The organism is Fervidobacterium islandicum (genome assembly GCF_000767275.3).
Lineage (GTDB): Bacteria > Thermotogota > Thermotogae > Thermotogales > Fervidobacteriaceae > Fervidobacterium > Fervidobacterium islandicum.
Genome location: NZ_CP014334.2, coordinates 1,670,172 through 1,692,016, shown reverse-complemented (window position 1 = coordinate 1,692,016; position 21,845 = coordinate 1,670,172). Strand labels below are relative to the sequence as shown.

Below are 21,845 nucleotides of genomic sequence, written 5' to 3'. Positions count from 1 at the left end.
CGAGGTGATAAACAAATGCCTATTGAAGCTACGGTAACACAATTATCTCAAACACTCCAAGCTACTCAACTAATTAACGAGGCGGCGTCATTGGTTCAAACAACAGCTCAAACCGCTACACAGACAACATTATTGCCAATAGAACTCACGGTGACAATTGTTGGAATAACGACTGTTTTCCTTGCTTTTGTAATACTTTACGCGATATTTAAACTGATGGAATATTTCGGAGTAAGCAAGAATAAGCAGATGAAAATTCCATCAGTAAAAGCACCTGGTGAAACTAGAGAAGAACAATCTGTACAAACTACGCAAAATATCTCGGAAAAAAGCATTCAACCTACTTCACAAACGAAAGTAGATGAATCTGAAGAAATAGCGGCCGTTTTTGGCGCAATCTATGCTGTACTTGGAACAAACGTTGTTGTTAGGTCTGTAACCAAGGTTCCTCCAAGTGCAACAAGGACTACAAGAATCAAAGGACAGCGTGGATGGGAAGAATGGAGAACATACGGATGGCGAGGTGGAAATAGATGGTAAGAAAATTCGTTGTCAGGGTTAATGGAAAAGAGTACGTGGTTGAAGTTGAAGAGCTCGGAGCTGTTCAGCAAACTCAAAGTGTTCAGAACACCATAACTCAGAGCGTCCAGACAGTTTCACAACCTGTCCAAACACAATCGCAAGCCCTTGGAGAAAAAAGTCCTGCGGTTGTAGAAACAAAAGTACCACGACCAACACAATCAACACAAGAACCGGCAGTGAGCTCATCAGGTCTAAGTGCGAAAATAATCTCTCCGATGTCGGGCGTTATCCTCAAAGTTTTAGTTAGCGAAGGCCAGAAGGTAGAATATGGGCAAAAAGTTGTAATTCTTGAAGCAATGAAGATGGAAAACGACATAGTTGCAGACAGGCCTGGTACCGTCAAAAAAATACATGTGAAGGAAGGCGACACAGTAGACACAGGGCAGGTACTGGTGGAACTAGAGTAAATCTTTTTCAAAAAAATATACTATCGAAACACCGATGGTCGCTTTTTTGGCCATCGGTGTTTTTTATTGTTTTTTTTCACTTTTTCCTTTCTTTTTCCGTCCGGCGTTATTATAATCCCAAGTGTCGGTTAAAAAACAGATGCAAAACTACACTAAAGGGGAGGTAGTGATATGAGAAGGATTTTTGTAGTTTCGTTGATGGTGTTACTTACGGGGCTTATGCTTGCGGCTGGAAGTGTAACTTTGCAATTGAACCAAAGCACTGCTTGGAGCCAGACTTTGACATTCTCTGTGAGACAGTGGATTAGAGTTACATGGGACTATGATGAAAATCAAACTTTTGCGGTTGACGACACAAACTATACGGCTACAGTTGGGAACATCGAATTTAAGTCAAACAAACAGTTCAAAGTTTACTATGGCGTTGGTAGTACCTTACCAACAGGTGTTCAAGTAGTCTCTCTTAAAGTTGGTTCAACAACGTTATCAAACTCAAGTGCTTCTCCAACGCAAGTTTCAACAAAAATTTTGTCAGGAGCATTTGCTGTTGTGTTTAACCCCGAGGTTTTGAATGTGGGAAACGACTTTCAAGTGAAATTTGACTTCACATTCCTTCCGTTCTAATACTTAATACTTCAGTGAAAGGTTTAAAATATTTGAGAGGGGCTTAAGGCCCCTCTTAGTTTTTTGAAAGTTGTGGTATAATAAAGGTGGTGATGAATTTGTTCAACGATAATTTTAAGACTATTGTAAGTATGCGTTACTTGATTGTAGAAAACTTTTCGTTAACACTTGCCATAGTTGTTCTTGTAACTTCTTTTGCTCTATCAACGTTTGGGGCTGTTATAAACATTCAGTGGTTCTACGATGAAAACCAGAGATTTATTTTTGATGACGTAAACAAACTTGCAACAATAGGAAGGATATACATATATTCAGACATCAAATTCAAAGTCTACGCAGTTGCGCAGATTTTTGATGCAACAGGTATTAATGTAAGCCGAATCAGGATAAAAAACGACTGGATATCCCTAAATTCTGCGTATCCCACTTCTGTTTCCAATCGTTGGTTATACGGAGATTTGGTTATATACTTTACATTTACTGAGTTGCCTGATGACTTTACGTTGCTGTTGACGTTTGTGTTCTTGCCGTTTTGAGCTATTAAGATCTGAGGAGTGATCAACGACGGAGAAACAGAAAATTATCTATCTTTTTTTACTTATCGTATATGCAGTCAACACCTTCGGTTCCGGTATTTTTTACGCACTGCTTGAACCAGGAGGATTAACTTGGAGTCAGGTTCTCACATTCACAGTCAAGCAAACTGTAAAAGTTCAATGGGAATACAACGAATCTCATCCCATTCCATTGGATCCGGAAAGTTCCGAAGGTGTCGTGGGATTCATAAGTATACAATCTAATAAGCGATTCAAAATTTCTGTCAACGTGTACGTTCCTGAAAATTCAATTCAAACCGTTGTTGCACCAAGGCAGTTAAGAATTGGCTCCGAGCCAATCAACATTGGTCAAACTATCTCAGTCCCCTCGAAGAAGTTGGAAGGAAATCTCTCGGTTGCTTTCGATATAGATTGGGGAAACCTCCAGACCGAAGAGTTTCCCGTGACCTTAGAATTTACTTTTTACCCGTTTTAAAGGACACTTACCACTTGACTGAACCATAGAACCCTAGCTTTCTATCCTCTACATAAAGACCAACCCAATATTCTCCCGTGTTTATTCCAAAACCCAGGGCTGCTGTGAAACCTAAGTTAACCGTATTAGCGGTATACTCTCTTGAGATTCTTGTACTTAGTAGCAGCCTCGTTTGTGAAAACGATAAAGTAAAATCTGCCCACACCTTTATTGAGAAAGAGCCATTCGTAAAATCGTACGAAATTTGCGGGGTTACAGACAGTTGATCAAAAATCTTAATCTCATCTTCTAACAAAAGACGAAACGAGTTCTTAGGAAAATTGTAAGATATACCAATGTAAGTTCCGCTGAGGATATTAACAAACATGCTTGAGGATTCAACATTCCAACCGATCATTCCCGTTTCCGTGCTGTTTGCCAACTCTAAAGAAAATCTCTTATTATCGTTTGATAGTGATATTTTTGCTCTGGTTTCGTTGAGAAACACTTCAAAAGAATTTAATAATAACTTACCATCCGTTGCTTTCTTAACTTTCTCAATTTCAGTTGTCAGACCATTCTTACCAGTCCACATGGAACTGTCAATTCTGTTGGCTTCTATAAAAACTAAGAAATTCCCGGACTTTAGGACGGCACCTGAAAGGTTTTCCTCCCGTACGTTTTCTAAAACTGGAACCTCAACTTGCGAAAACTCGTTTGACGCATTAATAATCACATTATTACCTTTTCCTAAGACAATTAGACTTATTCTAAAATCCCCTTCATTTAGTTCATATCTTCCTAAAGTCGTTTCCTCAGTAGTTACGGTAGGATCATTAAGAGAATACGGTGTGGAATTCGATTGTTTTAAGGTGTAATTAAACAAGACATAGTGTGTGGTGGTGGAGAAGGTTGTATATCTTTCGGTGAACAGTATCTTTCCAAGGTCTTCAATTGACAATTCCTTAAGCGTTCTAAGTTCAGAAGTAGAAAGATAGGTTATTTTGAGCAATACTGATTGTGAATTTTCATCATGTTCAGTATCAAGTTTTGATAAAACGTTTCTTACCTGCATAAGCTGATTATGGCTAAATACGTAATACGTTAATCTACCACCCAGCACGTAGTTTTCTATCTTCATCTTATCAAGAATTTTTGATAACATTTCTGGAGATACGTAGCGCGGATCATATGTAGCTGCGTATCTTGGCATAGAACCGTATTTCGAAAGGTTGAGTATCACATAAGTGTCTTTGGTGATTTTTTCAAAATCGAGATTCAAGGGTAACAGAACCATTCTCAATGCAGTTTCGAGATCTACATTTTGTAGGGATACTGAAACAGACCTGCTACCAAATTCTGATGAGTACACAAAATTCACATTCGACTCATTAGATAGGTGATTAAGAACATCTGAGAGTGCTGCATTTGAAAAGTCGAGAGTGATCGATAAAATGCGTGCACCGAAACACGTTAGAGGAATAAAAGCTAAGAGTGCAATTCTCTTCATCTTGAATCACCGACCAGTACATCTTTTTCCATGTTCGTACCAACGGATACCAAGAAGATAATATAACGTTTTTCAGATTCGTTGTAATATTTCTTGAAAAGCCATCCGACTATGGGTAGATCTTTTAGAAAACTAATTCCACCTTCTTTTTGGACAGTTCTTTCGTAACTGAACGAACCAACAAGATAGGGTTTAGAATATTCTAAATTCAAAGTTGTCTGCAAAGAGGTACCACGAGTTTCGAAATTCAGTTCATTTGTAAACGGAAAACCCTCTATTTTGAGTGATAAATCCAACACGCATCTATTATACAAAAATTTTGGGGTTATATTCATTTCAACAATGGCTTGGTTTATTACACTGGTCAGTTTTCCATCGACGTATCGCATTGTAGTATAATTGCGCTGAGCGGTTAGTTTACTTTGAACTCCATTCGTTGCCTTAACTTTACCCTCGTAAAGCACTTCTACCTCAGAGTTGCCACCTTCAGAGTTTGAGAGATTCAAAAGCAGATAGAGGTTTGTGCCAAAAAGAGGTATCTGAAAAATGTTAGGCACATAAGCAACACCAGAAACGTAAGGTTGTATTCCAATATCGATTAAGTGCGTATTTAAAAACCTCTCGCTAATGTCCAATATTTTTACGTAAATTTCCTCTGTCTTAATTGGTAAATCTATTTGGGAAACAAAAGAAGCAATTTTTGAGGCTATCGGGGGAGGTGCGTAGACAAGTAGGCTGTTTTGATTAATTGGCTTTAGCATATAATCTTGGAAAATCCTTGGAAGTGCACCCATTATCATCTCTGCAGGGTTATACTTAAGAGGAATTTGATAAACTCTTGCAACGTTTGTAAAACCACTTGAATTTGGATTTGTACTGCCTATGAAATACACACCGTCCACTTTAGTCCAATAATAGCTGTATGGCATGAGCAAGAGATCCAAAATTTTCTCGATCGATTCATCTTCGGTCTGTATACTGACAGCTCCGCTAACGGAAGGTTCATATATAATAACAACTCCCGTTTCTACAGAGAGCATGTTTAGTGCGTCCTTTATATTAGTATTAAAGAACGAAACTTCAATTGCTTGAACAATGGTTAGGAGAACAACAAAACTCAGAAAAACAAACAATCTCTTGTACATTTTTTACCCCCCAAAGAATCAAGAATACTTTTGAAATAAAAATATCCAAAAATCATATCATTTTCTAAAGTTCAAAACATCCCCACCGAATTTTTTGGTGTTCAAAGGATTTCAACGGTCTAAGTGCTGACGAAAACATGGAGAACTTACCAAAATACATTTGTGTAGCGTGAAACCTTTTGAAGCATAACAATAACAATATTAAGTAAGCTTATATGTTTTACCGCTACAAATCAACAGTCTCGATCAAAGTAAATTAAAAACCATCGTAGATGTATTTTTTCTGGTCACCATATGCGGAATATTCTATTTTTAGTAAATTTGCTCTGACAACTCTTCCAAAGTCTAAATTTATGACTTGGTTAGGGAATATTACCAAAGGTTTTTCGTTGAGCATTTGGTTGTTATAAACCACATTGAATTCTAAAATACAATCTCCAGTGTTTTGGACGATTAATACGGAACTTGCTTGCGAAGAGCTAACTGTAGCATTTAGTGACGGATTTATAACTTTTCCGCGTAATACAACGTAACTTGGGGAAACATTATAGGTATTTCGTCCAGACTCTGCAGAAAACTCTACTAAATATATCTTGTCACCAGTGAAGTTGAAATCCTTAATGTCACTTTTGATATTGATACTAACATCTCTATACGGATAAAGTGTGACTTTTTTAGGTAGTAATGAGAATATGTTTTCTGTAGTACTTGACTGCAATGTCTCCTTATAAAAAGAAAGATTCTTTAAAACAAGACTCTGTGTAGTATTTTTTGTACCTTCCGTAAAAAGGATAATCATTGGTTGGCTCTGGATAATTAACAATGGATTGCTTGTGTTTAACTCTTTCGAAGCGCTGATGCTAAACTCTTGTCCGTAAGACTTGCCCGTTAGCAACACATCAATACTCCCAGAAGGTAAACTGTAAGGTATGTATACAGAATAGAAAGTTCTTCTTTCTGGGAAAACAACAAGGTCAAAGGAATCAATAGGAACCTCTGTGATGATCGTTCTTAAGACCTTAGATGAAATCTGCATGTTCCCTTTCGGGATAAACGCAATATTTCCGGTATTTTCAATTTCGAGAGTTATCAGTGAACCGTAGTCACCATATTTTTCATCTGGTTCATTCAGGAGATCTTTGACAGATATATTTCTAATTGCCACAGACTGGTAAACAGGCACGTTAGTAAACCTAACAAAAAACGGTACTATGTAATTTAATCTTAGCTGGACCTTTCCACTAGAAGAACTTTCTTGTGTTATCTTCAAAGCGAAAATTCCGACCGCGCCTGGAAAATTCTGAGGAACGTCGAACACTACCTTAATAGGTTTTTGCTCGTTAACCGACAAATTTAGAGACGCATCCGCAACACGAACGTACTTTTTAAGACTGTACTTGTAATCAGGGTCGTCGAATGAATAACTTCTGCCGTCTGTTATAAAGTCTATTATTTCAATGGTTATTCGCGAATCGATAGGAATATCATTTTTCACATAAAACTCGTATGTGAATTGATATTTTGCAGTGTCTATTTGGTATATCAAACTGGGAGATATTTCCAGAGAGAATCCACTTGTAATTAGTAGCACAACGTAAAATGAAAAGACTAAGATAAGTTTTCTCATCATCAACTTCTCCCCTTTTACTAGTACTTTGAACTTATTCTAAGCAGTTTTGGAATTGAAAGAACTAAGAATGTTTAGAACGTCCTCCTCAGTTAAAATATTGATCTCACTTAGGTCTATTCCCAACCTCTTGGCAAAACCGCGTACTGTATCATCAAAACTCTTTACTCCTCGCTCAAGTATTATCAAAAGTTTGTCACTCAAATCGAAAATTATGTCCCCTTTTCTTACCCTTATTTCTTTACAACATTCCATTTTTGGAAGTTCAACAGGGATAAAGTATTTCTCACGTGTGATCTTTTGATGCTCGATCAAGACCTTGGCTTTTGCTATAAGTTCAGAAACACCTTTATAGCCCTCGGTTCGAGACTCTGAACTCATCTTCAGCAGCTCTTCGTAAAGTTTTTGACATTTGATTCTATGTTTTCTTATCCAATCATCTTCAAGACCATCAAGCAATATTCCCGAGTAAACTTCCGAAACCTTCCTGGTATCAGCATTTTCAATAGCTTTAATAAAATCATTGTAATCGCTTTGAAAATAGGAGTGATCAATAAACACAAAGTCTCTTTCGTTTCTCAAGTATTTATACGGAATGCCTAAATCTCTTCTTATGTAGTACAGCTGTGTATTTAAGTTTTTCCGTGCGTACTCAGAGGAGTATCCAGACCAAAAAGTTCTAATTAATTCTTCGATGGAAACTTTACTTCTTGATGAGAGCAGAAGATAAAAGAGCAACTTCAGAGCTTTTTTCGATTTAAAACTGTTGAACTCGTTACCATCCTTATAAACCTTCCAATCACCAAAAAATTTAATGTAGATCACGTTCTCACCTCGTTCGATAGTCTTTTTGGTTATTTAGTTCTTTGTACTGAAAGAAACTCTTTAGCCACCTCTGAATCGACGAGAAGAAGAAGTTCGGTGTCACCAAGTAAGGAAGCTTTCTTGACATTATCCAGTATTTGTCGAAGGGTCTCCGGTTCTTTAATTCTCAACTTCACAGCCGTCAAACCATCTGAAAGATCAAAAACGGTACTGGCCAAGGAGACTTCGAATTTTTCTGAAATCAGTTTGAAAAGCTCAATATTAATGGTTGATGAGTAAAGTTCTGGGAGAATCTTTAAAAGTCTAATCTTTATATGACTTGGCGTATCCGGATCAGCGTAAGATTTTGAAAGTACTGGAAAAACAAGAGATTTTAGCAGATTCCTATACGAAACAATCCAAGGGTTGTCTAAGAATGGTAGAAGGTCTCCTTTGTAAAGTTCAACAATTTCCATAACACCTTTTTGGTAATCTAACCTTCCATCATGGATTGCTTCGATAGTGTTTTCAATGATTTCAAAGTCAGCATCGGTCGAAAGTTCAATCTTAACCTTTGACCTCCCACTACTAAGTATTCGAACTTGATTACCCAGTTTTTCTGGAAGTTTCTTTAATATCTTGCGTGCATAGGACTCATCATACAAATTTGCTGTTCCAAGGATGTTAACAATCTCTGTCAAATAGGCACTCTTCTTAGTTATAAGATAAACGAGTGTGACGAGTTCACTCTTAGAAAGTTTACAATTTGGAACTTCATCGACAAAAAAATCTCCCAAAAAATGAATCAAATCCAACCACTCCCCTGAAAAACACGATGTATTGATGAAATAGTTGCATGAAGTGGAATTAAAGAGAAAATTATGAATGAAATTATTAGTTTTACTGAAGAACTCAAACAATGTTCAAACTTGTTGCTATTATTATACTTCCGCTCTCTTAAGTTCAAACATTACATTGATTAATTTTCCATAACATTACAGTTATACAGTAATGAATTCACTCGTGTTGGCATTAGGACTGTTAAATAACCATAGAACGCCGAAGGTTTGCTCCTTAAATTATCCGATCGCAGCACTGTTAAATCTTGAAGAAAATGGAGCTAAGCAAAGTTTTCGTACACCTTCATTTCAAAAACATCTTGTGCCGATTATATCAACGTTTGAAAAGGTCTTATTTCGTGCTAAAATAGAAACAAGAGATATTTGGAAAAACGTGAACTTTGAAAGAAAGGGGGAGTCGGGATATGGAAAAGAAAATTCGAGTTTTGATAGCAAAACCTGGTCTTGATGGGCACGACAGAGGTGCGAAGGTTGTTGCAAGAGGTCTGAGGGACGCTGGAATGGAAGTGATTTACACTGGCCTGAGGCAAACACCCGAAGAAATAGTCAAAGCAGCAATGCAAGAAGACGTGGACGTAATTGGCCTGTCCATCTTATCCGGTGCGCATTTGAGTATATGCAAAAAAGTGCTTGAGTTGATGGACCAGTACAACTTCCACGTTCCTGTCTTTGTCGGTGGAATCATCCCTCCCGATGATGCAGAACAACTATTAAAAATGGGCATTGCAGCTGTTTTCGGGCCCGGGACTCCTATATCGGAAATCGTAAAGAAAGTTCAAGAGGTTGTTGGGCAAGGGGTAGCTTGATAGATGGTAAACAAAGCGGCAAGTTCTTTAGAAAACGAAATTCAAAAACTTTTGTCACTCTGTGACAAAATAATTGTAAAAGACCAGCTGGCTCTTGCAAGGGCTATTACACTTATTGAAAACAATCCAGAGCTTGTTTTTAATGTTGAAGAAAGGTACAAAGACGTACTTGCAGAAAACAGCTCTCATATCGTAGGTTTCACTGGTAGCCCTGGTGCAGGAAAAAGTACGCTGACCGATGCCTATGTTGTAAAACTAAGAGCAAATGGTAAGAAAGTAGGAATAATAGCTGTTGATCCTTCGAGTCCCTTCACAGGGGGCGCTTTACTTGGTGATCGCATAAGGATGAAAAGGCACTTCACAGACGACAACGTTTTCATCAGAAGCATGGGTAGTAGAGGGAATGTCGGGGGATTAAACGATTCGGTCTTTGGAGTGATCACACTCTACAAACTTTACGGTTTCGACTACGTTATCATTGAGACCGTAGGGGCTGGGCAGAGTGAAGTGGACATAGCCTACGTTGCTGACACTGTTGTTTTGGTGCTATCACCAGCTGCTGGAGATGAAATCCAGCTCATGAAAGCGGGAATTATGGAAATAGCAGACATCTTCGTAATCAACAAATCCGACCTGGAAGGTGCGCACATACTCAAAGTCAACCTCGAAATGGTTCTTCAGTTTTCAGAATCCTCAAAACCAATAGTGTTAACTGTTGCTACTTCCGGAAAAGGTATCGAAGAGCTCTACAAAGAGATAGAGAATCACAAAGTGAAGCTAAACGAAACAGGTGAGATAAAAGAAAGGGCTAAGAGACGGATTAAAAAGCATGCGGAGGTGATTATAAACAAAAGTATTGCGGAAATTTTATCGAAACGTGATTTAGCAGATTCAACGCAGGTTTCCGAACTCGTTAAAGATGTTGTTGAACAATTTTGTCTAAATCGAACGCAAAATGAAGGGAAGTCCTGAGAATGCATCTTGTTGGGGAAGGTATTTCGGCTCTATCCAATATCGTCGTAAATGTGATAGGAGTTGGGCGGGTTTCATCTTCACTAACAAGAAACCTCTCAGGGAAAGTTAAATTCGGATACGTTATATCGCGGGATAAAAGAAAAGCCGAAAGTTTGGCCAAAGAGATAAGTGCCGAAGCCAAAACGTACGATGACGACTTTCTGCTTAATGGAGTGTTGCTGATAGGTGTGGGTGATTCAGTCCTGGCAGATATTCCAAAAATGCTTCAGGGGAAAGTCGGAAGCGATGTAATAGCAATACATTTCAGCGGTTTCCTACCTTCAGATATACTGCCACAGGATTGGTCCCCTGCTTCTATGCATCCGAATTGTGCTGTCGCAAATGAATGGCAAAAATTCAACGATGTAGTTTTCGGCATTGAAGGAGCTGAGAAAGGGCTACAGATAGCGAAATGCTTGGTGGAGCTCATTGGTGCTAAATACGTCGTAATACCTAAAGAGAAAAAGGCAGAATATCATCTGGCAGCGGTTATTGCGAGTAATTTCCCCGTTGCATTAGCTTACCTATCGCAAAGACTTTACATGGATATCGGTTTCTCAGAAGAATTATCAAGAAAAGTCATTTCGAAATTACTTGAAAGCGTTAGTCAAAACATAGGGTCTAAGCAACTAAAAGACGCACTTACAGGACCTATAAAACGTGGTGATTGGGAAGTTGTCGAAAGCGAGCGGAAAATATTCAACGCAAAGTTTCCCGAGTACAAAACACTTTACGAGATTATGGTTGAAATACTAAGAGAAATTAATGAACAATGAAGCCCCGTTCTATCCATACTATTCTATTTCCTGCCCGTAAATAGCTCGGCTCCGGTTATGAAGTACTTTGTGAAAGAAAGGAAAATAATTATCATCGGTATGCTGGCAATTACCGCTGCTGCCATTAATGCACCCTCGTTCGTATACTTTTCCGAGGCAAATTGAGAGATATATAATGGGATTGTTTTCTTCTCAGGGCTTTGAACAACCAATAAAGGCCAGATTAAGTTATCCCATTGAGCTCTGAAAGTTAGAACAGAAAGTGCGGCGATGGCTGGTTTACTATTTGGCAATGCGATTTTCCAGAAAATCATGAATTCATTTGCGCCGTCTATCCTGGCTGAGTCTATTAGCTCGTCTGGAAATGTTATAAAAAATTGCCTCATGATGAATATACCAAAGGCACTTGCAATTAAAGGAACAATTAAACCAGTATACGTATCCTGCCAGCCTATGTTCACAATGAGCAGATATAACGGAATCATTATTGCTTCGAATGGTATCATCATAGTGCTCAATATGATCAAGAAAATTACATTCCTTGCTCTGAACTTGTACTTTGCCAATCCGAATGCTGTCAAAGCCGACAGAAGAACTGTTCCCAAAGTTGTGAGGGAAGCTACAATAAGGCTGTTTAATATGCTGCGCGGAAAGAGGAACTTACCGTCGTTCCCTTTTATTGCTTGCCAGAAGTTCTGGATGTGTAGAGTGCGCGGGATCCACGGATATGGAATACTCATTATATCTCTCGCAGGCATAAGTGATGCGGTAAACATAAAGACCACAGGTATTAGGACGAATACAGCAAAACCAATTAAGAAAAACCAGATTGCTACATCGATAACCAAAGATAGAAGCTTTGAGAAAGTATTCTTAGTATCAACACGGCGCATTCTATTACCTCCAGTTCTTGCTAATTTCCTACGGTCAGTAGTAAGTTTCTTCAGATCTCGATATTTTCAGTTGAATAACTGTTAGAATCATTATTACAAGAAACAAAAGAACGCTCATAGCACTTGCTCGACCTATGTTTCTATCCCTGATCGCAGTATTGTAAATGTTAAGTGTTATAACTTCTATAGGTTTTATGCTCGCACCAGCCTGCACAAATAGATATTGTGTACTAAACGTTCTAAGGCACTGGATCATTGCGGTTATGGATACAAGGGTTGTTGTAGGTTTCAAAAGTGGCAAAGTGATATAAATAAAATTCTGGAATCTGCTGGCTCCATCGATTCTTGCTGCTTCGTTAATTTCTTTGGGTATGCTTGCCAAACCTGCAAGAAATAGCACTGTAAAGTAACCAATGTACTTCCAAAAGTAAACAATTATTGTCGACAGAATCAGCATATTCTCATTTACTAGCCACTTATAATCCACGCCCCTTGTTCTAAGGATAAAATTCATAAATTGATTTGCTATACTTCTTGGGTCAAATATTATGAGCCATACAAGTGCAGCAACGGCAGACTGCATGATCGCTGGAGAATAGTACATCATTTGGAAAAGCTTTTGAAATCTTTTCCTTCCAAGAATAAAAGTTGCGAGCAATAAACTAAAAACAACCATCGGGATGAACGTCCCGACTGAAAATTTCAGTGTTGCAACAACTGAATTCCAGAAACTTTCCGATTGTAAAAGTCGTATGTAGTTCCTTAGCCCGATAAACTTAGGTGCTTCAAGCGATAGAAGTTCCTTCTTGTAGAGGCTGACGACAAAGGCGTAAGCAATGGGGTAAAAACTGAATACGGAAAACAGTACTATAGAAGGCATCACAAAAATAATGCCCCACAATCCAATCTTCTTCTCCAATGATAGCTTTCTCTTCTTATTTCCTTTCAATGCAAACTCCCCCTTGGGCTAACAGCTGTTCTTATGTTTTTAATCAGATAGCTCAAGTTATCTCACCAAAAGCGGGGGCTACGCCCCCGCACAATTTTTTAACGAACAAACCTCATTCTTCCATAAGTTGTGCTAGTTTTTTCTTGAAAGTATTCAACGCGGTTTCGGGTGAAACGTTACTCAACATCACGGACTCGACCATTTCTTTAAGTAACTGTTCGATTTGTGGATCTTTTTCATGTAGCGGTATCATATGCGATTTTTCCAGGTCTTCAAGAAACACATTAGCGTACGGGAATTTTTTGAATACTTCTGATTGCATTAAGGAGAGCCTTGGTTGAATCAACCCAACCTCTGTGAGATATTCTTCTGGGTGGCTGAGCATGTACCATATCAGTTTCCAAGCCATTTCACGTTCTGGGCGAGAAGCTTGCATGTTTACCATATAGTAGTGCCCATAGTAATTGCATCTTACATCTTTCACCGCATCTTTCCAGATCGGCCAATTCACTACCATCCACTCGTTGCTGTTGTAAAATTTAGGATTTTCTTCTTTGATTCTAAGAATCTGGTACAGTCCAGATTCACACATCGCTATGGTGTTGTTGTCCTTGTTGAATTCTTTTCGTGCTGCAGGATATGTTGGAGAACCTAAGTTCTTCCCATTTGGTCCCCATTCTTTCATAAAGTTTAAGACTTTGATCCATGCTTGGTCGTTGATGACCACTGGGTTTCCTTTCTTGTCAAATAGAGCACCTCCCAGCTGTTCTACCATCGGGAGGAAAAAAGTTAGGTAATAAGGATACCTAAAGTCGAAGCCTCGCCTTTTAATTATGTTTCCTTCTCGGATAGTAAGCTTTTCGCTTATTCTCATAAGATCTTCCCAAGTTCTCGGATAATCTTTCTCAGGGTCAAGTCCGACCTCTCTGAAATATTTCTTGTTTATGAAAAGTGCCCAGTTTGTTATCTCCAAAGGTAGACCGTAAATCATATTTCCGTAAGTCACTGCATCGAGTGTACCCTTTACGTACAATTTCTTCAGCTCATCGTAGCTTTTCAAACCTATTGCGTTTAAGTCCACGGGTACAACTCTTCTGTTGGTAATATACGGATAAGCGTACTGGATCTCCAAGTTAAAAATTGTTGGACCTTTTCCTGCAGCGAAAGCGGTAAGTACGATGTCTCGAATCTTATCTGATGGGTAAGTGACTCTTTTTACCTCGACGTTGGGATACATTTTCATGAATTCTTTGATGTACTTTTCCTCTATCCTTGTGCGGTTAGGATCTTCATGCGTCCAAATGGTTATCTGTATCTTGGCACCGAAAGATATGATTACCGAAACCAAGAGAAGTACGAACAGCACTTTCCTAAACATACCATCACCCCCTTGTCAGATAATTTAATTATACTACTTTTCTTTCCGAAAAGAGACATTGTTTTTTAGAACTGCAAGGAATTCATCTTAAAGAAAAATCGAATAGAAAAGCCTATGAACACGCACTTTATGGAATTGTATAAAGACCAAATTGAATAGTATGGACTATCTTTTGAGCAAATCTAAACGTGGTTAAAAAACAAAGGGGACAGATGGTTCTGTCCCCTTTAATCGTGAGATATGATTATTCTCATTCACACTAGCGCGAGTTAATAGTTTTTTGATAATCTTTCAGTCTCTTCTTGCTATCAAAATCATCCTAATAAGTTGCAAGACAGCTGTGAGCATCGCAGCAACGTAAGTCATCGCAGCTGCAGAGAGCACAGCTTTGACACCTTTCAATTCGTCGGTTGGCATTAAGAGATTCTTCTCCAGAATCTGTAGTGCCCTCCTGCTTGCATCGAATTCAACAGGTAGCGTGATTATTGTGAATAGCACAGCTATAGAGAAGAGTAATATTCCAAATTGAGCCAGCCCAAAGGCTCCAGTGATGAGTCCGATTATGAAGAACACCCATGCGAGGTTTGAAGAAAACTGGGCAACAGGAGCGATAGTATTCCGCACAACCAATGGTACGTATCTTTTTGCATCCTGAATAGCGTGTCCTATTTCGTGTGCTACAACGCCAAGAGCAGCGATTGAATCACTAGAGTACGTTGAACTTGAAAGCCTCACAACCTTTGTTCTGGGATCGTAATGGTCAGTTAGTGTTCCTGGAACGGATTCGATTCTTACATTGTACAAACCTGCCGAATCAAGAATGAATCTTGCAAGCTGTGCTCCCGTCATGCCGATCCTTGATTTTAGCTGTGAATAACGCGCAAATCGAGTTTGAACCGTTATCGAAGCCCACAACGATAAAAGTAAAGCGGGTATCAAAAGCAAAAACGTTGGGTCGTAGTACCAATACATGGTTTCACCTCCTAACAACACTTTATACACTGTGCTTGTTATAATTGATAATCAGATTTAATTCTCCAGTATTCGTCAGCAAGAATACTCATAATAATAACGTCGAAGTATTGACCTTTCAAATATCTGGCCTGTCTCATTCGACCTTCTTGAATAAAACCACACTTTTCATACACCCTTATCGCTCTTTGATTATTTTCGAAAACCCTCAGCCAGACTCTGTTTAGATTAAGATATTCAAAAGCGTACCTAAGCATCATCTGTGTGACTTCCGTTCCGATACCCTTATTCCAATAATTCGGGTCGAAAATAGCAATACCGTACTCTGCACTGCGTGCAACCCAATCAATCCCCATTAAACCCGCTGAGCCTATAAGGTTGTCACCTGCCTCTATTGAAAAGTTCGCCTGATTATGGGAAATTGCGTTCTTTTTAATCCATTCTTCTTCCAAAAATTGATTCATCGGGAAGACAAGACTTAAGTACTCTTTCGTTTTTTCATCGTTGATAAGTTGTACAAACTTCTGTGCATCGGATACTTCCATAGGTCTGAGTGTGGCCAATTTCCCTTCCATTCTCATATCATTTCACCCTCCTACATAAAAATATGGTATAAATAATTTAGCTTAAAACATTGAGGGCAGGACAACTTAGAATCCCTTGGCTTTTAAGCCATTTTGAGAGTCTGTTGCCTGCCTTTAACCATGATTAGTTGGTTGGGCTTTCAGCCCTCGTCAGCATGGAGGATTGGTTCAGCAGGCTCCCTGCCCTCATCAATTGAAAGGAGGATTCTGTATGTCCACTTTCTCCGTCTTTGTCGGCATCGATGTTTCCAAGGATAAGTTCAACGTCTGCGCTATCTCTAATCCCAATTCCATCATCTTCGAGTCTTCTTTCGATATGTCCCAGCAAGGTTTTTCCTCCTTCGCAAACAAACTCTCTTCTTTCCCAAAACAATCCATCATCATCGCTATGGAATCTACAGGCTGTTATCATCTCAACCTTTTGGTCTTTCTTTCCTCTAATGACTTTGCTTGCGTTGTTTTTAATCCTCTAACCGTTAAGAACTTTGCTTCTCTTCGAAAGACCAAAACCGACAAAATCGATGCTCTCATTATTGCTACTGCTTTGTTTTACCTACAACATCAACTTCCTTCTTCCGCTTTTGTCAACTCTGAGCTTCGCGATATTGTCAGAGCACGCGAAAACATTATCTACCGCATCGCAAAAGTTAAGGACAATATCGAAAAGCTTCTCAACGTCCTTTTCCCTGAACTTGAAAGAGTTACTAACATATACAGCGACACAATCCTCAATCTTCTTTCTCATTTCCCTTCTGCCAAGGCTATTCAAAAGGCTCGTAATCTGGATGTGTTCTTTTCCAAAGACCGTGGCAGAAGTACAAAACTTAATGCTCAAAAACTTAAAGAACTCGCTAATAACTCGATTGCTCAATATTGGCCGATGAAAGAAAAGATTCTTGTGCAAAATATCAAAGAACTACAATTTTTACAGCAACAGCTTGAAGAATACGACAAGATGATGAAAGAATATTGCGAATGTAGTGCGATAAACCTTGATATCGAGATACTCACGTCAATACCAGGTATCGGTGAAAACAGTGCGATGCATTTCTTAGCAGAAGTTGGAGATATCTCAAGATTTAGTACACACAAAAAGCTCATTGCGTATTGTGGGCTTGACCCAAGTATTGCCCAATCAGGCAAAAGCAAAGTAGAAGGACACATCTCAAAAAGGGGCAACGCCCATCTAAGACGAATACTATGGCTGATAGCTGTGAGTGTAGTGATTCACAACGAATATTTCCGAAAGTACTATGAACGAAAAAGACAGCAGGGTTTACCGTACAAAAAAGCGATGATGTCAGTAGTGCACAAGCTGATAAGAACGATGTATGCGATGTTGAAAAAGAAAGAGAAGTTCAATATTGATTATGCTATCTCACAATCAAGACAAAAATTTAATTTTGCATAGTCGACTCTCAAAAATTTGTCATTGCAATATCAACCAATCCTTCCATTTAGACCTTCGCTGATGTTTATAATCTCCCTTAATCCAAGATTTCTTATATGCAATATCCGAAAACTTTCCTGAGCAGTTTTCAGTTCATCGATGTTCATAATTCGAGTCACTTTCTTTCCGGGACTCTCTGGAATTTCGAAGGTTACCGAATAAAATTTTTCATAGGTCCTCCAGAGTTCGTCAACGCTTCCAAAAAACTTAACTTTCCCGTCTTTCAAGGCGATAATTTTATCGCACACCTCTTCAACTTCATCCTCATCGTGCGTAACGTAAAAAACTGTGCAACCTTTCTCTTTGAATTCTTTGACTAAATCTTTCACCACCTGCTTTGTTTCAACATCCAAGCCTTCGGCTGGTTCATCAAGCAGTATGATCTTAGCATCTTTAAGCATACTAACTGCCAACGCCAACCGCTGTCTTTGGCCCTTTGAAAGCTTGTCAGGTTTTTTCCCCAATAGATCGTCGATGCTTACTCGCTTCGCGATTTCAAGAATGTCTTTAGACGATTTGAAGACCGTTTTAAAATATAAAAGATTCTCACTCAGGTCGAGTTCCGGAATAAAGGTGCTTTTCTCTGAAATATAGGATACGAGTTCTCGGAATCTTTTTGTATTTTCTTGCTTTTCAAAAACGTCCGTACTATTGTAAAACACCTTGCCACTTGTTGGTTTGATGAAAGTAGCAAGAATATTAAGCAGTGTACTTTTTCCACTGCCATTCTCTCCTATAACTGCAACAACCTCTCCATCATCGATGGAACCATTTATCTCTTTCAAAACAGTTTTTTCTCTAAACTTGTGTGTTATATTTTCAAGTTTGATCATACATTCAACCTCAAATTCACAAGGATTTATGGTGCTGGAATGCGCAAAACAAGTCCACCCGATGAGTTGATTTCAACAGCACTGAAGATGTTCTTTACTTTAACTACATCAACATCACTTTGCGTGTACCTTATAATATAAGCTTTTTCATTAGTTTCATACCCAACTTCGAAACCTATGGGTTTCGTCGATATGTAACCTTTTGTGTAGAGATATTCAAGTATATCACCACTTTTGGGTGGGGTAGGTTCAAGCGTTATCATCTGTATAACGGCCTGCTGAAGTGTTCGAAAATTTCCAGCTACATTCGTCGCCTTTGCCTGCGCTACAGCGTTCACTCCAACAGGTGTTGCTACAGCCATCAGAGCTGCAATGATGGACATGACTATCAGTAACTCAATAAGGGTAAAACCTCGCCTCACGTTACCTCCTTCTTTCTTAAATTTCTATGTACTTACGCTCTTACAGGAAGAACTATGTACATGTATCCTTCCACATTCCTCGGGTTAATCTGAAGTGGACTCAAATTATCGACGAAATTAAACTCAACTTCTTTTTCGTCGATGTGTTTTATAGCTTCACTTAAGAACTTTGGATTGAAGTTCACTATCAGATCTTCTCCATCTTTCGTTACGGGGATGTTTTCAACTGCATCACCGTAATCTGGGCTCTGGCTTGAAAGTTCCATTACGTCATCTGATATTTTCAACTGGACCTTTTCAGTTCCTCTTTTAGCGATCACCATAACACGTTTGAGCGCTTCGGAGAAGTCGTCCGAGTTCAGTACAACTCTGGTTTTGAATGCTTTCGGCAAGACACGTTTGTAGTCTGGGAATGTTTCCTCAACGGTTCTTACTATCATCGTGACATCGCCTGCGTTGAAGGAAACGATTGAATGGTCGAATGTAATATTTATCGTTGGTTCCGTTGTACTTGAAAGCAACTTTTCAAGTTCTTTTACGCTTTTGAGGGCGATAATGAAGTCGAATTCGTTGTCTATGTCCAGTTTTTGTTCTGCAAGTGCAAGTCTGTAACCATCACTTGCAACAAGTCTCAAAAAACCACCATGAACCTCCCAGTATACACCATTCAGTGCCCTCATAGCGCTTTCGCTTGAAGCACAAAAGCTCACCCTGTCAAGCATCTCTTCAAGAATCGATGTATCTATACTGAATTTTATTCCACCTTCATCTGTTTCTATTATCGGAAATCTTTCGACATCTGATACGGTTGTCAAATTGTATCTTGCTTTTCCACTCTTTATCAGTAACTTACCATTTGCGTATTCAAAGATGACTTCATCTTCCGGTAAGTTCCTTACGATATCATCTATTAAATCGGCATCAACAGCGAATGATTCACTGCCTTCGTACTCGCCCACCTTCACGGTCGATATTACTGAGGTTTGTAAATCAGTTGCGTGAATATTGATATGACCGTTAACGGGTTTAAAAAGCAAGCACTGAAGAATTGGATCAACTGTTCGCGAACCGATCGAAGATGATGCAACAGATATCTTTTCTTGGACTTCTGACTTACTCACAACAAATTTAAGCATCAAGCAATTCCCCCTTTCCTTTGTCATCTTTTAGCCAATTCCTTGCTCTTCGATCAGGCTAAGAAACACTTTAACAATACTTGGGTCAAACTGAATACCGGAATGTTCTACCAATTCTTTCATAGCGACCTCTTTTGGTAAGCCCTTTCTGTAAGGCCTATCACTTCTCATCGCATCCCAAGCATCCACTACCGTGATGATCCTTGATATTAAGGGGATATCCTCTCCGGATAACCCGGATGGATATCCCTTTCCATCCCATCGTTCATGATGGTGATACACGTACTTAGCAAGTTCTCTTAAATCAGAAGAGGTGGATAAAAAATCATGCCCGTAAACCGGATGCTTTTTTATAATCTCGAATTCCTCAATCGTCAGTTTACCTTCTTTGTTCAGTATCGTTGAAGGAATAACAATCTTTCCTATATCATGTACAAGAGCTGCCCAGTAGGTCTTTCGAATCATTTCATCAGATAATCCCATTTTCTCAGCTATAAGCGAAGCCAAGGTTGCAACGTTTTTTGAATGCCCTTTCGTGTAAGGATCGTGGTATTCTAAGATGCGTATGATTGTAAGAATCATGTCCTTTTGAAACTTTCCCTGGTTGGACACATAACTGTGTGTTGCTATAAAAGATGTAAAGAAAGGCCCTAAACTCTTTATAGTTTCCATCTCTTCTTTTGCAAATGGTTCATCGCGTTCGAAAAGTAACTTTGCTTTGAGCTCCCCTCCGATGAAGATATCGGAAACCAACAACATTTTCTTCTCGGAACCGTCTTTGACCAAATTTGGAAAAAGAGCGCTAAGTTTGTCCTTTTCAATGGTATAAACTCGCTCGGTTGCAAATGGAAGTTCTGTCTTTTTCACACGTTTTGCTACGTTAATTGAGGAGTCTCCGAATATAGATACTGTGCTTCCGTATTCACCATCGAGGACTATAAAATAACTCTTGTTAACCCTTTCCAAAAATCCAACTGCGACTTCATGCAGATTCTTGTAAAAGGTTTCTTCCCTCTGAACAACGATGTCTCTTAGCTTTGATGAAAGGTCCTTGAACTTCTGTAGCTGCGATGAAAAATATTTATTTTCTTTGGATTTTTTCATCAGTTTTGATACCAGAAAACCGTTTGCTACAACCGACACTCCTAAAGCTAAGGTTATAATGTTTGAGATTTCCACGTTGCAACCTCCCGAGCAGGAATCTTAGAATATAAGAAACTGATAGGCTTTAATTTTCTTAACCACTACTTGTCACTTTAACAATTTTTACTTCTTTGTCCTTCTTTATAACCCTATCTTCGGTGTACAGCTCGCCATCTACGATTATCAAATGTTCTTCTGGATTCAGTCCTAACTTCTTTAATAAATCATAACCACGCATCGATTCATCAAATTCATAAATCTTGAATTCGTAATAAACCTTCACGGTTTCCCCTCGCAATTTGTTTTTTCTTCTAATTATAGTTCTTCTACAATGTAGACGACATCTCCTGTCTTTAACAATGCTGCGTTTGCTTCATCTGTATCAACATGGAATTCAAGAGCGAACTTTTCACTAACTCTGATGAGCACATCGTCAAAAATCAACCTTCTGTCTCCCTTTTCAACAACAACCTTAACGATATCCTTATCCTTCACACCGAACTTTTCGGCATCTGATGTATGCATGTGAATATGCCTTTTAGCAATTATTACCCCCTTTTCCTTTATAACCGAACCTTTTGGACCGACGATAACAATACCGGGTGTCCCCTCAAGGTCTCCACTGTCCCTTACCGGAGGCATAACACCGAGTTTAAAAGCATCTGTTAGAGAGATCTCCACTTGAGTTTCTTTTCTCTCAGGACCAAGAACTCTAACATTTTCGATAGCACCTTTTGGACCAACGATGATAACCGTTTCTTTACACGCAAACTGTCCCGGTTGTCCCAAGTCCTTTATTGGTGTGAGCTGATAGTCTTTTCCAAAGAGTATATCCACATCCTCTCTTGAAAGGTGAACGTGTCTGTTACTAACTCCTGCGATGATAGGTATCTCCTTCTTCTTCATATAATACTCCTCC

Annotated in this window: 25 protein-coding genes; 9 read left to right on the top strand and 16 right to left on the bottom strand. The window is 38.9% G+C overall.

The genetic code is table 11. The annotated features are described in order from the left end of the window. Positions 1 to 15 precede the first annotated feature (15 nt). The 5 genes from NA23_RS08150 (at position 16) to NA23_RS08130 (ending at position 2,645) form a co-directional block, all read left to right on the top strand. A complete protein-coding gene (locus NA23_RS08150) occupies positions 16 to 540 on the top strand; it encodes an OadG family protein (protein ID WP_033192168.1) in 525 nt (174 codons plus the stop codon). Continuing rightward, positions 534 to 989, top strand: coding sequence for a biotin/lipoyl-containing protein (locus NA23_RS08145; RefSeq protein ID WP_033192167.1), 456 nt, complete (start codon positions 534 to 536; stop codon positions 987 to 989). Before NA23_RS08150 ends, NA23_RS08145 begins: the two co-directional genes overlap by 7 nt. A gap of 171 nt (positions 990 to 1,160) precedes the next feature. Then, positions 1,161 to 1,613 carry a hypothetical protein gene (locus tag NA23_RS08140; RefSeq protein WP_033192166.1) on the top strand — a complete coding sequence of 151 codons (453 nt, stop codon included), beginning with the start codon at positions 1,161 to 1,163 and terminating at the stop codon, positions 1,611 to 1,613. A gap of 98 nt (positions 1,614 to 1,711) precedes the next feature. Continuing rightward, positions 1,712 to 2,149 (top strand): hypothetical protein, encoded by a 438-nt coding sequence (locus NA23_RS08135; RefSeq protein WP_033192165.1) that lies wholly within the window; start codon positions 1,712 to 1,714, stop codon positions 2,147 to 2,149. A 238-nt stretch (positions 2,150 to 2,387) separates the two neighbouring features. Continuing rightward, a complete protein-coding gene (locus NA23_RS08130) occupies positions 2,388 to 2,645 on the top strand; it encodes a hypothetical protein (RefSeq protein WP_033192164.1) in 258 nt (85 codons plus the stop codon). A gap of 7 nt (positions 2,646 to 2,652) precedes the next feature. Here NA23_RS08130 and NA23_RS08125 read toward each other — a convergent pair whose 3' ends face one another. The 5 genes from NA23_RS08125 to NA23_RS08105 all read right to left on the bottom strand — a co-directional run bounded on the left by NA23_RS08125 (position 2,653) and on the right by NA23_RS08105 (position 8,519). Continuing rightward, positions 2,653 to 4,134, bottom strand: a complete 1,482-nt coding sequence (locus NA23_RS08125; protein WP_033192163.1) for an STN domain-containing protein — start codon at positions 4,132 to 4,134, stop codon at positions 2,653 to 2,655. Further along, positions 4,131 to 5,279 carry a hypothetical protein gene (locus tag NA23_RS08120; RefSeq protein WP_033192162.1) on the bottom strand — a complete coding sequence of 383 codons (1,149 nt, stop codon included), beginning with the start codon at positions 5,277 to 5,279 and terminating at the stop codon, positions 4,131 to 4,133. Before NA23_RS08120 ends, NA23_RS08125 begins: the two co-directional genes overlap by 4 nt. Before the next feature lie 256 nt (positions 5,280 to 5,535). Then, entirely contained in the window at positions 5,536 to 6,906 is a 1,371-nt protein-coding gene (locus tag NA23_RS08115; protein ID WP_249477027.1) for a hypothetical protein, read from the bottom strand. 39 nt (positions 6,907 to 6,945) lie between these two features. Then, positions 6,946 to 7,731, bottom strand: coding sequence for an AfsR/SARP family transcriptional regulator (locus NA23_RS08110; protein ID WP_033192160.1), 786 nt, complete (start codon positions 7,729 to 7,731; stop codon positions 6,946 to 6,948). A gap of 29 nt (positions 7,732 to 7,760) precedes the next feature. Beyond that, a complete protein-coding gene (locus NA23_RS08105; protein WP_062946240.1) occupies positions 7,761 to 8,519 on the bottom strand; it encodes a hypothetical protein in 759 nt (252 codons plus the stop codon). Between the two features lie 455 nt (positions 8,520 to 8,974). Between NA23_RS08105 and NA23_RS08100 the strand changes: the two genes are divergently transcribed. The 3 genes from NA23_RS08100 to NA23_RS08090 are packed head-to-tail and all read left to right on the top strand — an operon-like array spanning position 8,975 to position 11,166. Next, positions 8,975 to 9,376 carry a cobalamin B12-binding domain-containing protein gene (locus NA23_RS08100; RefSeq protein WP_033192158.1) on the top strand — a complete coding sequence of 134 codons (402 nt, stop codon included), beginning with the start codon at positions 8,975 to 8,977 and terminating at the stop codon, positions 9,374 to 9,376. Between the two features lie 3 nt (positions 9,377 to 9,379). Then, positions 9,380 to 10,348 carry a methylmalonyl Co-A mutase-associated GTPase MeaB gene (meaB, locus tag NA23_RS08095; RefSeq protein WP_052107213.1) on the top strand — a complete coding sequence of 323 codons (969 nt, stop codon included), beginning with the start codon at positions 9,380 to 9,382 and terminating at the stop codon, positions 10,346 to 10,348. A 2-nt stretch (positions 10,349 to 10,350) separates the two neighbouring features. Next, entirely contained in the window at positions 10,351 to 11,166 is an 816-nt protein-coding gene (locus NA23_RS08090; RefSeq protein WP_052107212.1) for a Rossmann-like and DUF2520 domain-containing protein, read from the top strand. Between the two features lie 23 nt (positions 11,167 to 11,189). Here the strand turns inward: NA23_RS08090 and NA23_RS08085 are convergent, their stop codons facing one another. From NA23_RS08085 to NA23_RS08065, 5 genes are all read right to left on the bottom strand, one after another. Beyond that, positions 11,190 to 12,059 carry a carbohydrate ABC transporter permease gene (locus NA23_RS08085; RefSeq protein ID WP_052107211.1) on the bottom strand — a complete coding sequence of 290 codons (870 nt, stop codon included), beginning with the start codon at positions 12,057 to 12,059 and terminating at the stop codon, positions 11,190 to 11,192. A gap of 34 nt (positions 12,060 to 12,093) precedes the next feature. After that, positions 12,094 to 13,008 carry a carbohydrate ABC transporter permease gene (locus NA23_RS08080; RefSeq protein WP_033192157.1) on the bottom strand — a complete coding sequence of 305 codons (915 nt, stop codon included), beginning with the start codon at positions 13,006 to 13,008 and terminating at the stop codon, positions 12,094 to 12,096. Positions 13,009 to 13,120: 112 nt separating this feature from the next. Next, positions 13,121 to 14,386 carry an extracellular solute-binding protein gene (locus tag NA23_RS08075; RefSeq protein ID WP_033192156.1) on the bottom strand — a complete coding sequence of 422 codons (1,266 nt, stop codon included), beginning with the start codon at positions 14,384 to 14,386 and terminating at the stop codon, positions 13,121 to 13,123. A gap of 291 nt (positions 14,387 to 14,677) precedes the next feature. Further along, complete coding sequence (locus NA23_RS08070) at positions 14,678 to 15,358, bottom strand: zinc metallopeptidase (RefSeq protein WP_033192155.1); 681 nt, start codon at positions 15,356 to 15,358, stop codon at positions 14,678 to 14,680. Between the two features lie 38 nt (positions 15,359 to 15,396). After that, on the bottom strand, positions 15,397 to 15,939 hold the full coding sequence (locus tag NA23_RS08065; protein ID WP_033192154.1) for a GNAT family N-acetyltransferase: 543 nt from the start codon (positions 15,937 to 15,939) through the stop codon (positions 15,397 to 15,399). A gap of 214 nt (positions 15,940 to 16,153) precedes the next feature. Here NA23_RS08065 and NA23_RS08060 point away from each other — a divergent pair, with 214 nt between their 5' ends. Then, positions 16,154 to 17,353 carry an IS110 family RNA-guided transposase gene (locus NA23_RS08060; RefSeq protein WP_062946239.1) on the top strand — a complete coding sequence of 400 codons (1,200 nt, stop codon included), beginning with the start codon at positions 16,154 to 16,156 and terminating at the stop codon, positions 17,351 to 17,353. Positions 17,354 to 17,382: 29 nt separating this feature from the next. On the opposite strand, the gene NA23_RS08055 is transcribed toward NA23_RS08060, so the two are convergent. The 6 genes from NA23_RS08055 to NA23_RS08030 are packed head-to-tail and all read right to left on the bottom strand — an operon-like array spanning position 17,383 to position 21,832. Next, positions 17,383 to 18,225 (bottom strand): ABC transporter ATP-binding protein, encoded by an 843-nt coding sequence (locus tag NA23_RS08055; protein ID WP_033192153.1) that lies wholly within the window; start codon positions 18,223 to 18,225, stop codon positions 17,383 to 17,385. Between the two features lie 26 nt (positions 18,226 to 18,251). Then, positions 18,252 to 18,647, bottom strand: coding sequence for a type II secretion system protein (locus NA23_RS08050; protein ID WP_033192152.1), 396 nt, complete (start codon positions 18,645 to 18,647; stop codon positions 18,252 to 18,254). 32 nt (positions 18,648 to 18,679) lie between these two features. Beyond that, the gene (gene dnaN, locus NA23_RS08045) at positions 18,680 to 19,783 is read right to left on the bottom strand and encodes a DNA polymerase III subunit beta (protein WP_033192151.1); all 1,104 of its coding nucleotides are present in this window, start codon (positions 19,781 to 19,783) and stop codon (positions 18,680 to 18,682) included. Positions 19,784 to 19,813: 30 nt separating this feature from the next. Continuing rightward, positions 19,814 to 20,962 carry an HD-GYP domain-containing protein gene (locus tag NA23_RS08040; protein WP_236938348.1) on the bottom strand — a complete coding sequence of 383 codons (1,149 nt, stop codon included), beginning with the start codon at positions 20,960 to 20,962 and terminating at the stop codon, positions 19,814 to 19,816. Between the two features lie 58 nt (positions 20,963 to 21,020). Beyond that, positions 21,021 to 21,209 (bottom strand): ubiquitin family protein, encoded by a 189-nt coding sequence (locus NA23_RS08035; protein WP_033192150.1) that lies wholly within the window; start codon positions 21,207 to 21,209, stop codon positions 21,021 to 21,023. A 32-nt stretch (positions 21,210 to 21,241) separates the two neighbouring features. Beyond that, a complete protein-coding gene (locus tag NA23_RS08030; protein ID WP_033192149.1) occupies positions 21,242 to 21,832 on the bottom strand; it encodes a phosphate propanoyltransferase in 591 nt (196 codons plus the stop codon). Positions 21,833 to 21,845: the final 13 nt, after the last annotated feature.

Coding starts and splice junctions, on each gene's coding strand:
- NA23_RS08060 (WP_062946239.1), top strand. CDS start 16,154: ATGTCCACTTTCTCCGTCTTTGTCGGCATCGATGTTTCCAAGGATAAG.
- NA23_RS08065 (WP_033192154.1), bottom strand. CDS start 15,939: ATGAGAATGGAAGGGAAATTGGCCACACTCAGACCTATGGAAGTATCC.
- NA23_RS08150 (WP_033192168.1), top strand. CDS start 16: ATGCCTATTGAAGCTACGGTAACACAATTATCTCAAACACTCCAAGCT.
- meaB (WP_052107213.1), top strand. CDS start 9,380: ATGGTAAACAAAGCGGCAAGTTCTTTAGAAAACGAAATTCAAAAACTT.
- NA23_RS08115 (WP_249477027.1), bottom strand. CDS start 6,906: ATGAGAAAACTTATCTTAGTCTTTTCATTTTACGTTGTGCTACTAATT.
- NA23_RS08090 (WP_052107212.1), top strand. CDS start 10,351: ATGCATCTTGTTGGGGAAGGTATTTCGGCTCTATCCAATATCGTCGTA.
- NA23_RS08120 (WP_033192162.1), bottom strand. CDS start 5,279: ATGTACAAGAGATTGTTTGTTTTTCTGAGTTTTGTTGTTCTCCTAACC.
- NA23_RS08030 (WP_033192149.1), bottom strand. CDS start 21,832: ATGAAGAAGAAGGAGATACCTATCATCGCAGGAGTTAGTAACAGACAC.
- dnaN (WP_033192151.1), bottom strand. CDS start 19,783: ATGCTTAAATTTGTTGTGAGTAAGTCAGAAGTCCAAGAAAAGATATCT.
- NA23_RS08085 (WP_052107211.1), bottom strand. CDS start 12,059: ATGCGCCGTGTTGATACTAAGAATACTTTCTCAAAGCTTCTATCTTTG.
- NA23_RS08100 (WP_033192158.1), top strand. CDS start 8,975: ATGGAAAAGAAAATTCGAGTTTTGATAGCAAAACCTGGTCTTGATGGG.
- NA23_RS08125 (WP_033192163.1), bottom strand. CDS start 4,134: ATGAAGAGAATTGCACTCTTAGCTTTTATTCCTCTAACGTGTTTCGGT.
- NA23_RS08055 (WP_033192153.1), bottom strand. CDS start 18,225: ATGATCAAACTTGAAAATATAACACACAAGTTTAGAGAAAAAACTGTT.
- NA23_RS08070 (WP_033192155.1), bottom strand. CDS start 15,358: ATGTATTGGTACTACGACCCAACGTTTTTGCTTTTGATACCCGCTTTA.
- NA23_RS08145 (WP_033192167.1), top strand. CDS start 534: ATGGTAAGAAAATTCGTTGTCAGGGTTAATGGAAAAGAGTACGTGGTT.
- NA23_RS08140 (WP_033192166.1), top strand. CDS start 1,161: ATGAGAAGGATTTTTGTAGTTTCGTTGATGGTGTTACTTACGGGGCTT.
- NA23_RS08075 (WP_033192156.1), bottom strand. CDS start 14,386: ATGTTTAGGAAAGTGCTGTTCGTACTTCTCTTGGTTTCGGTAATCATA.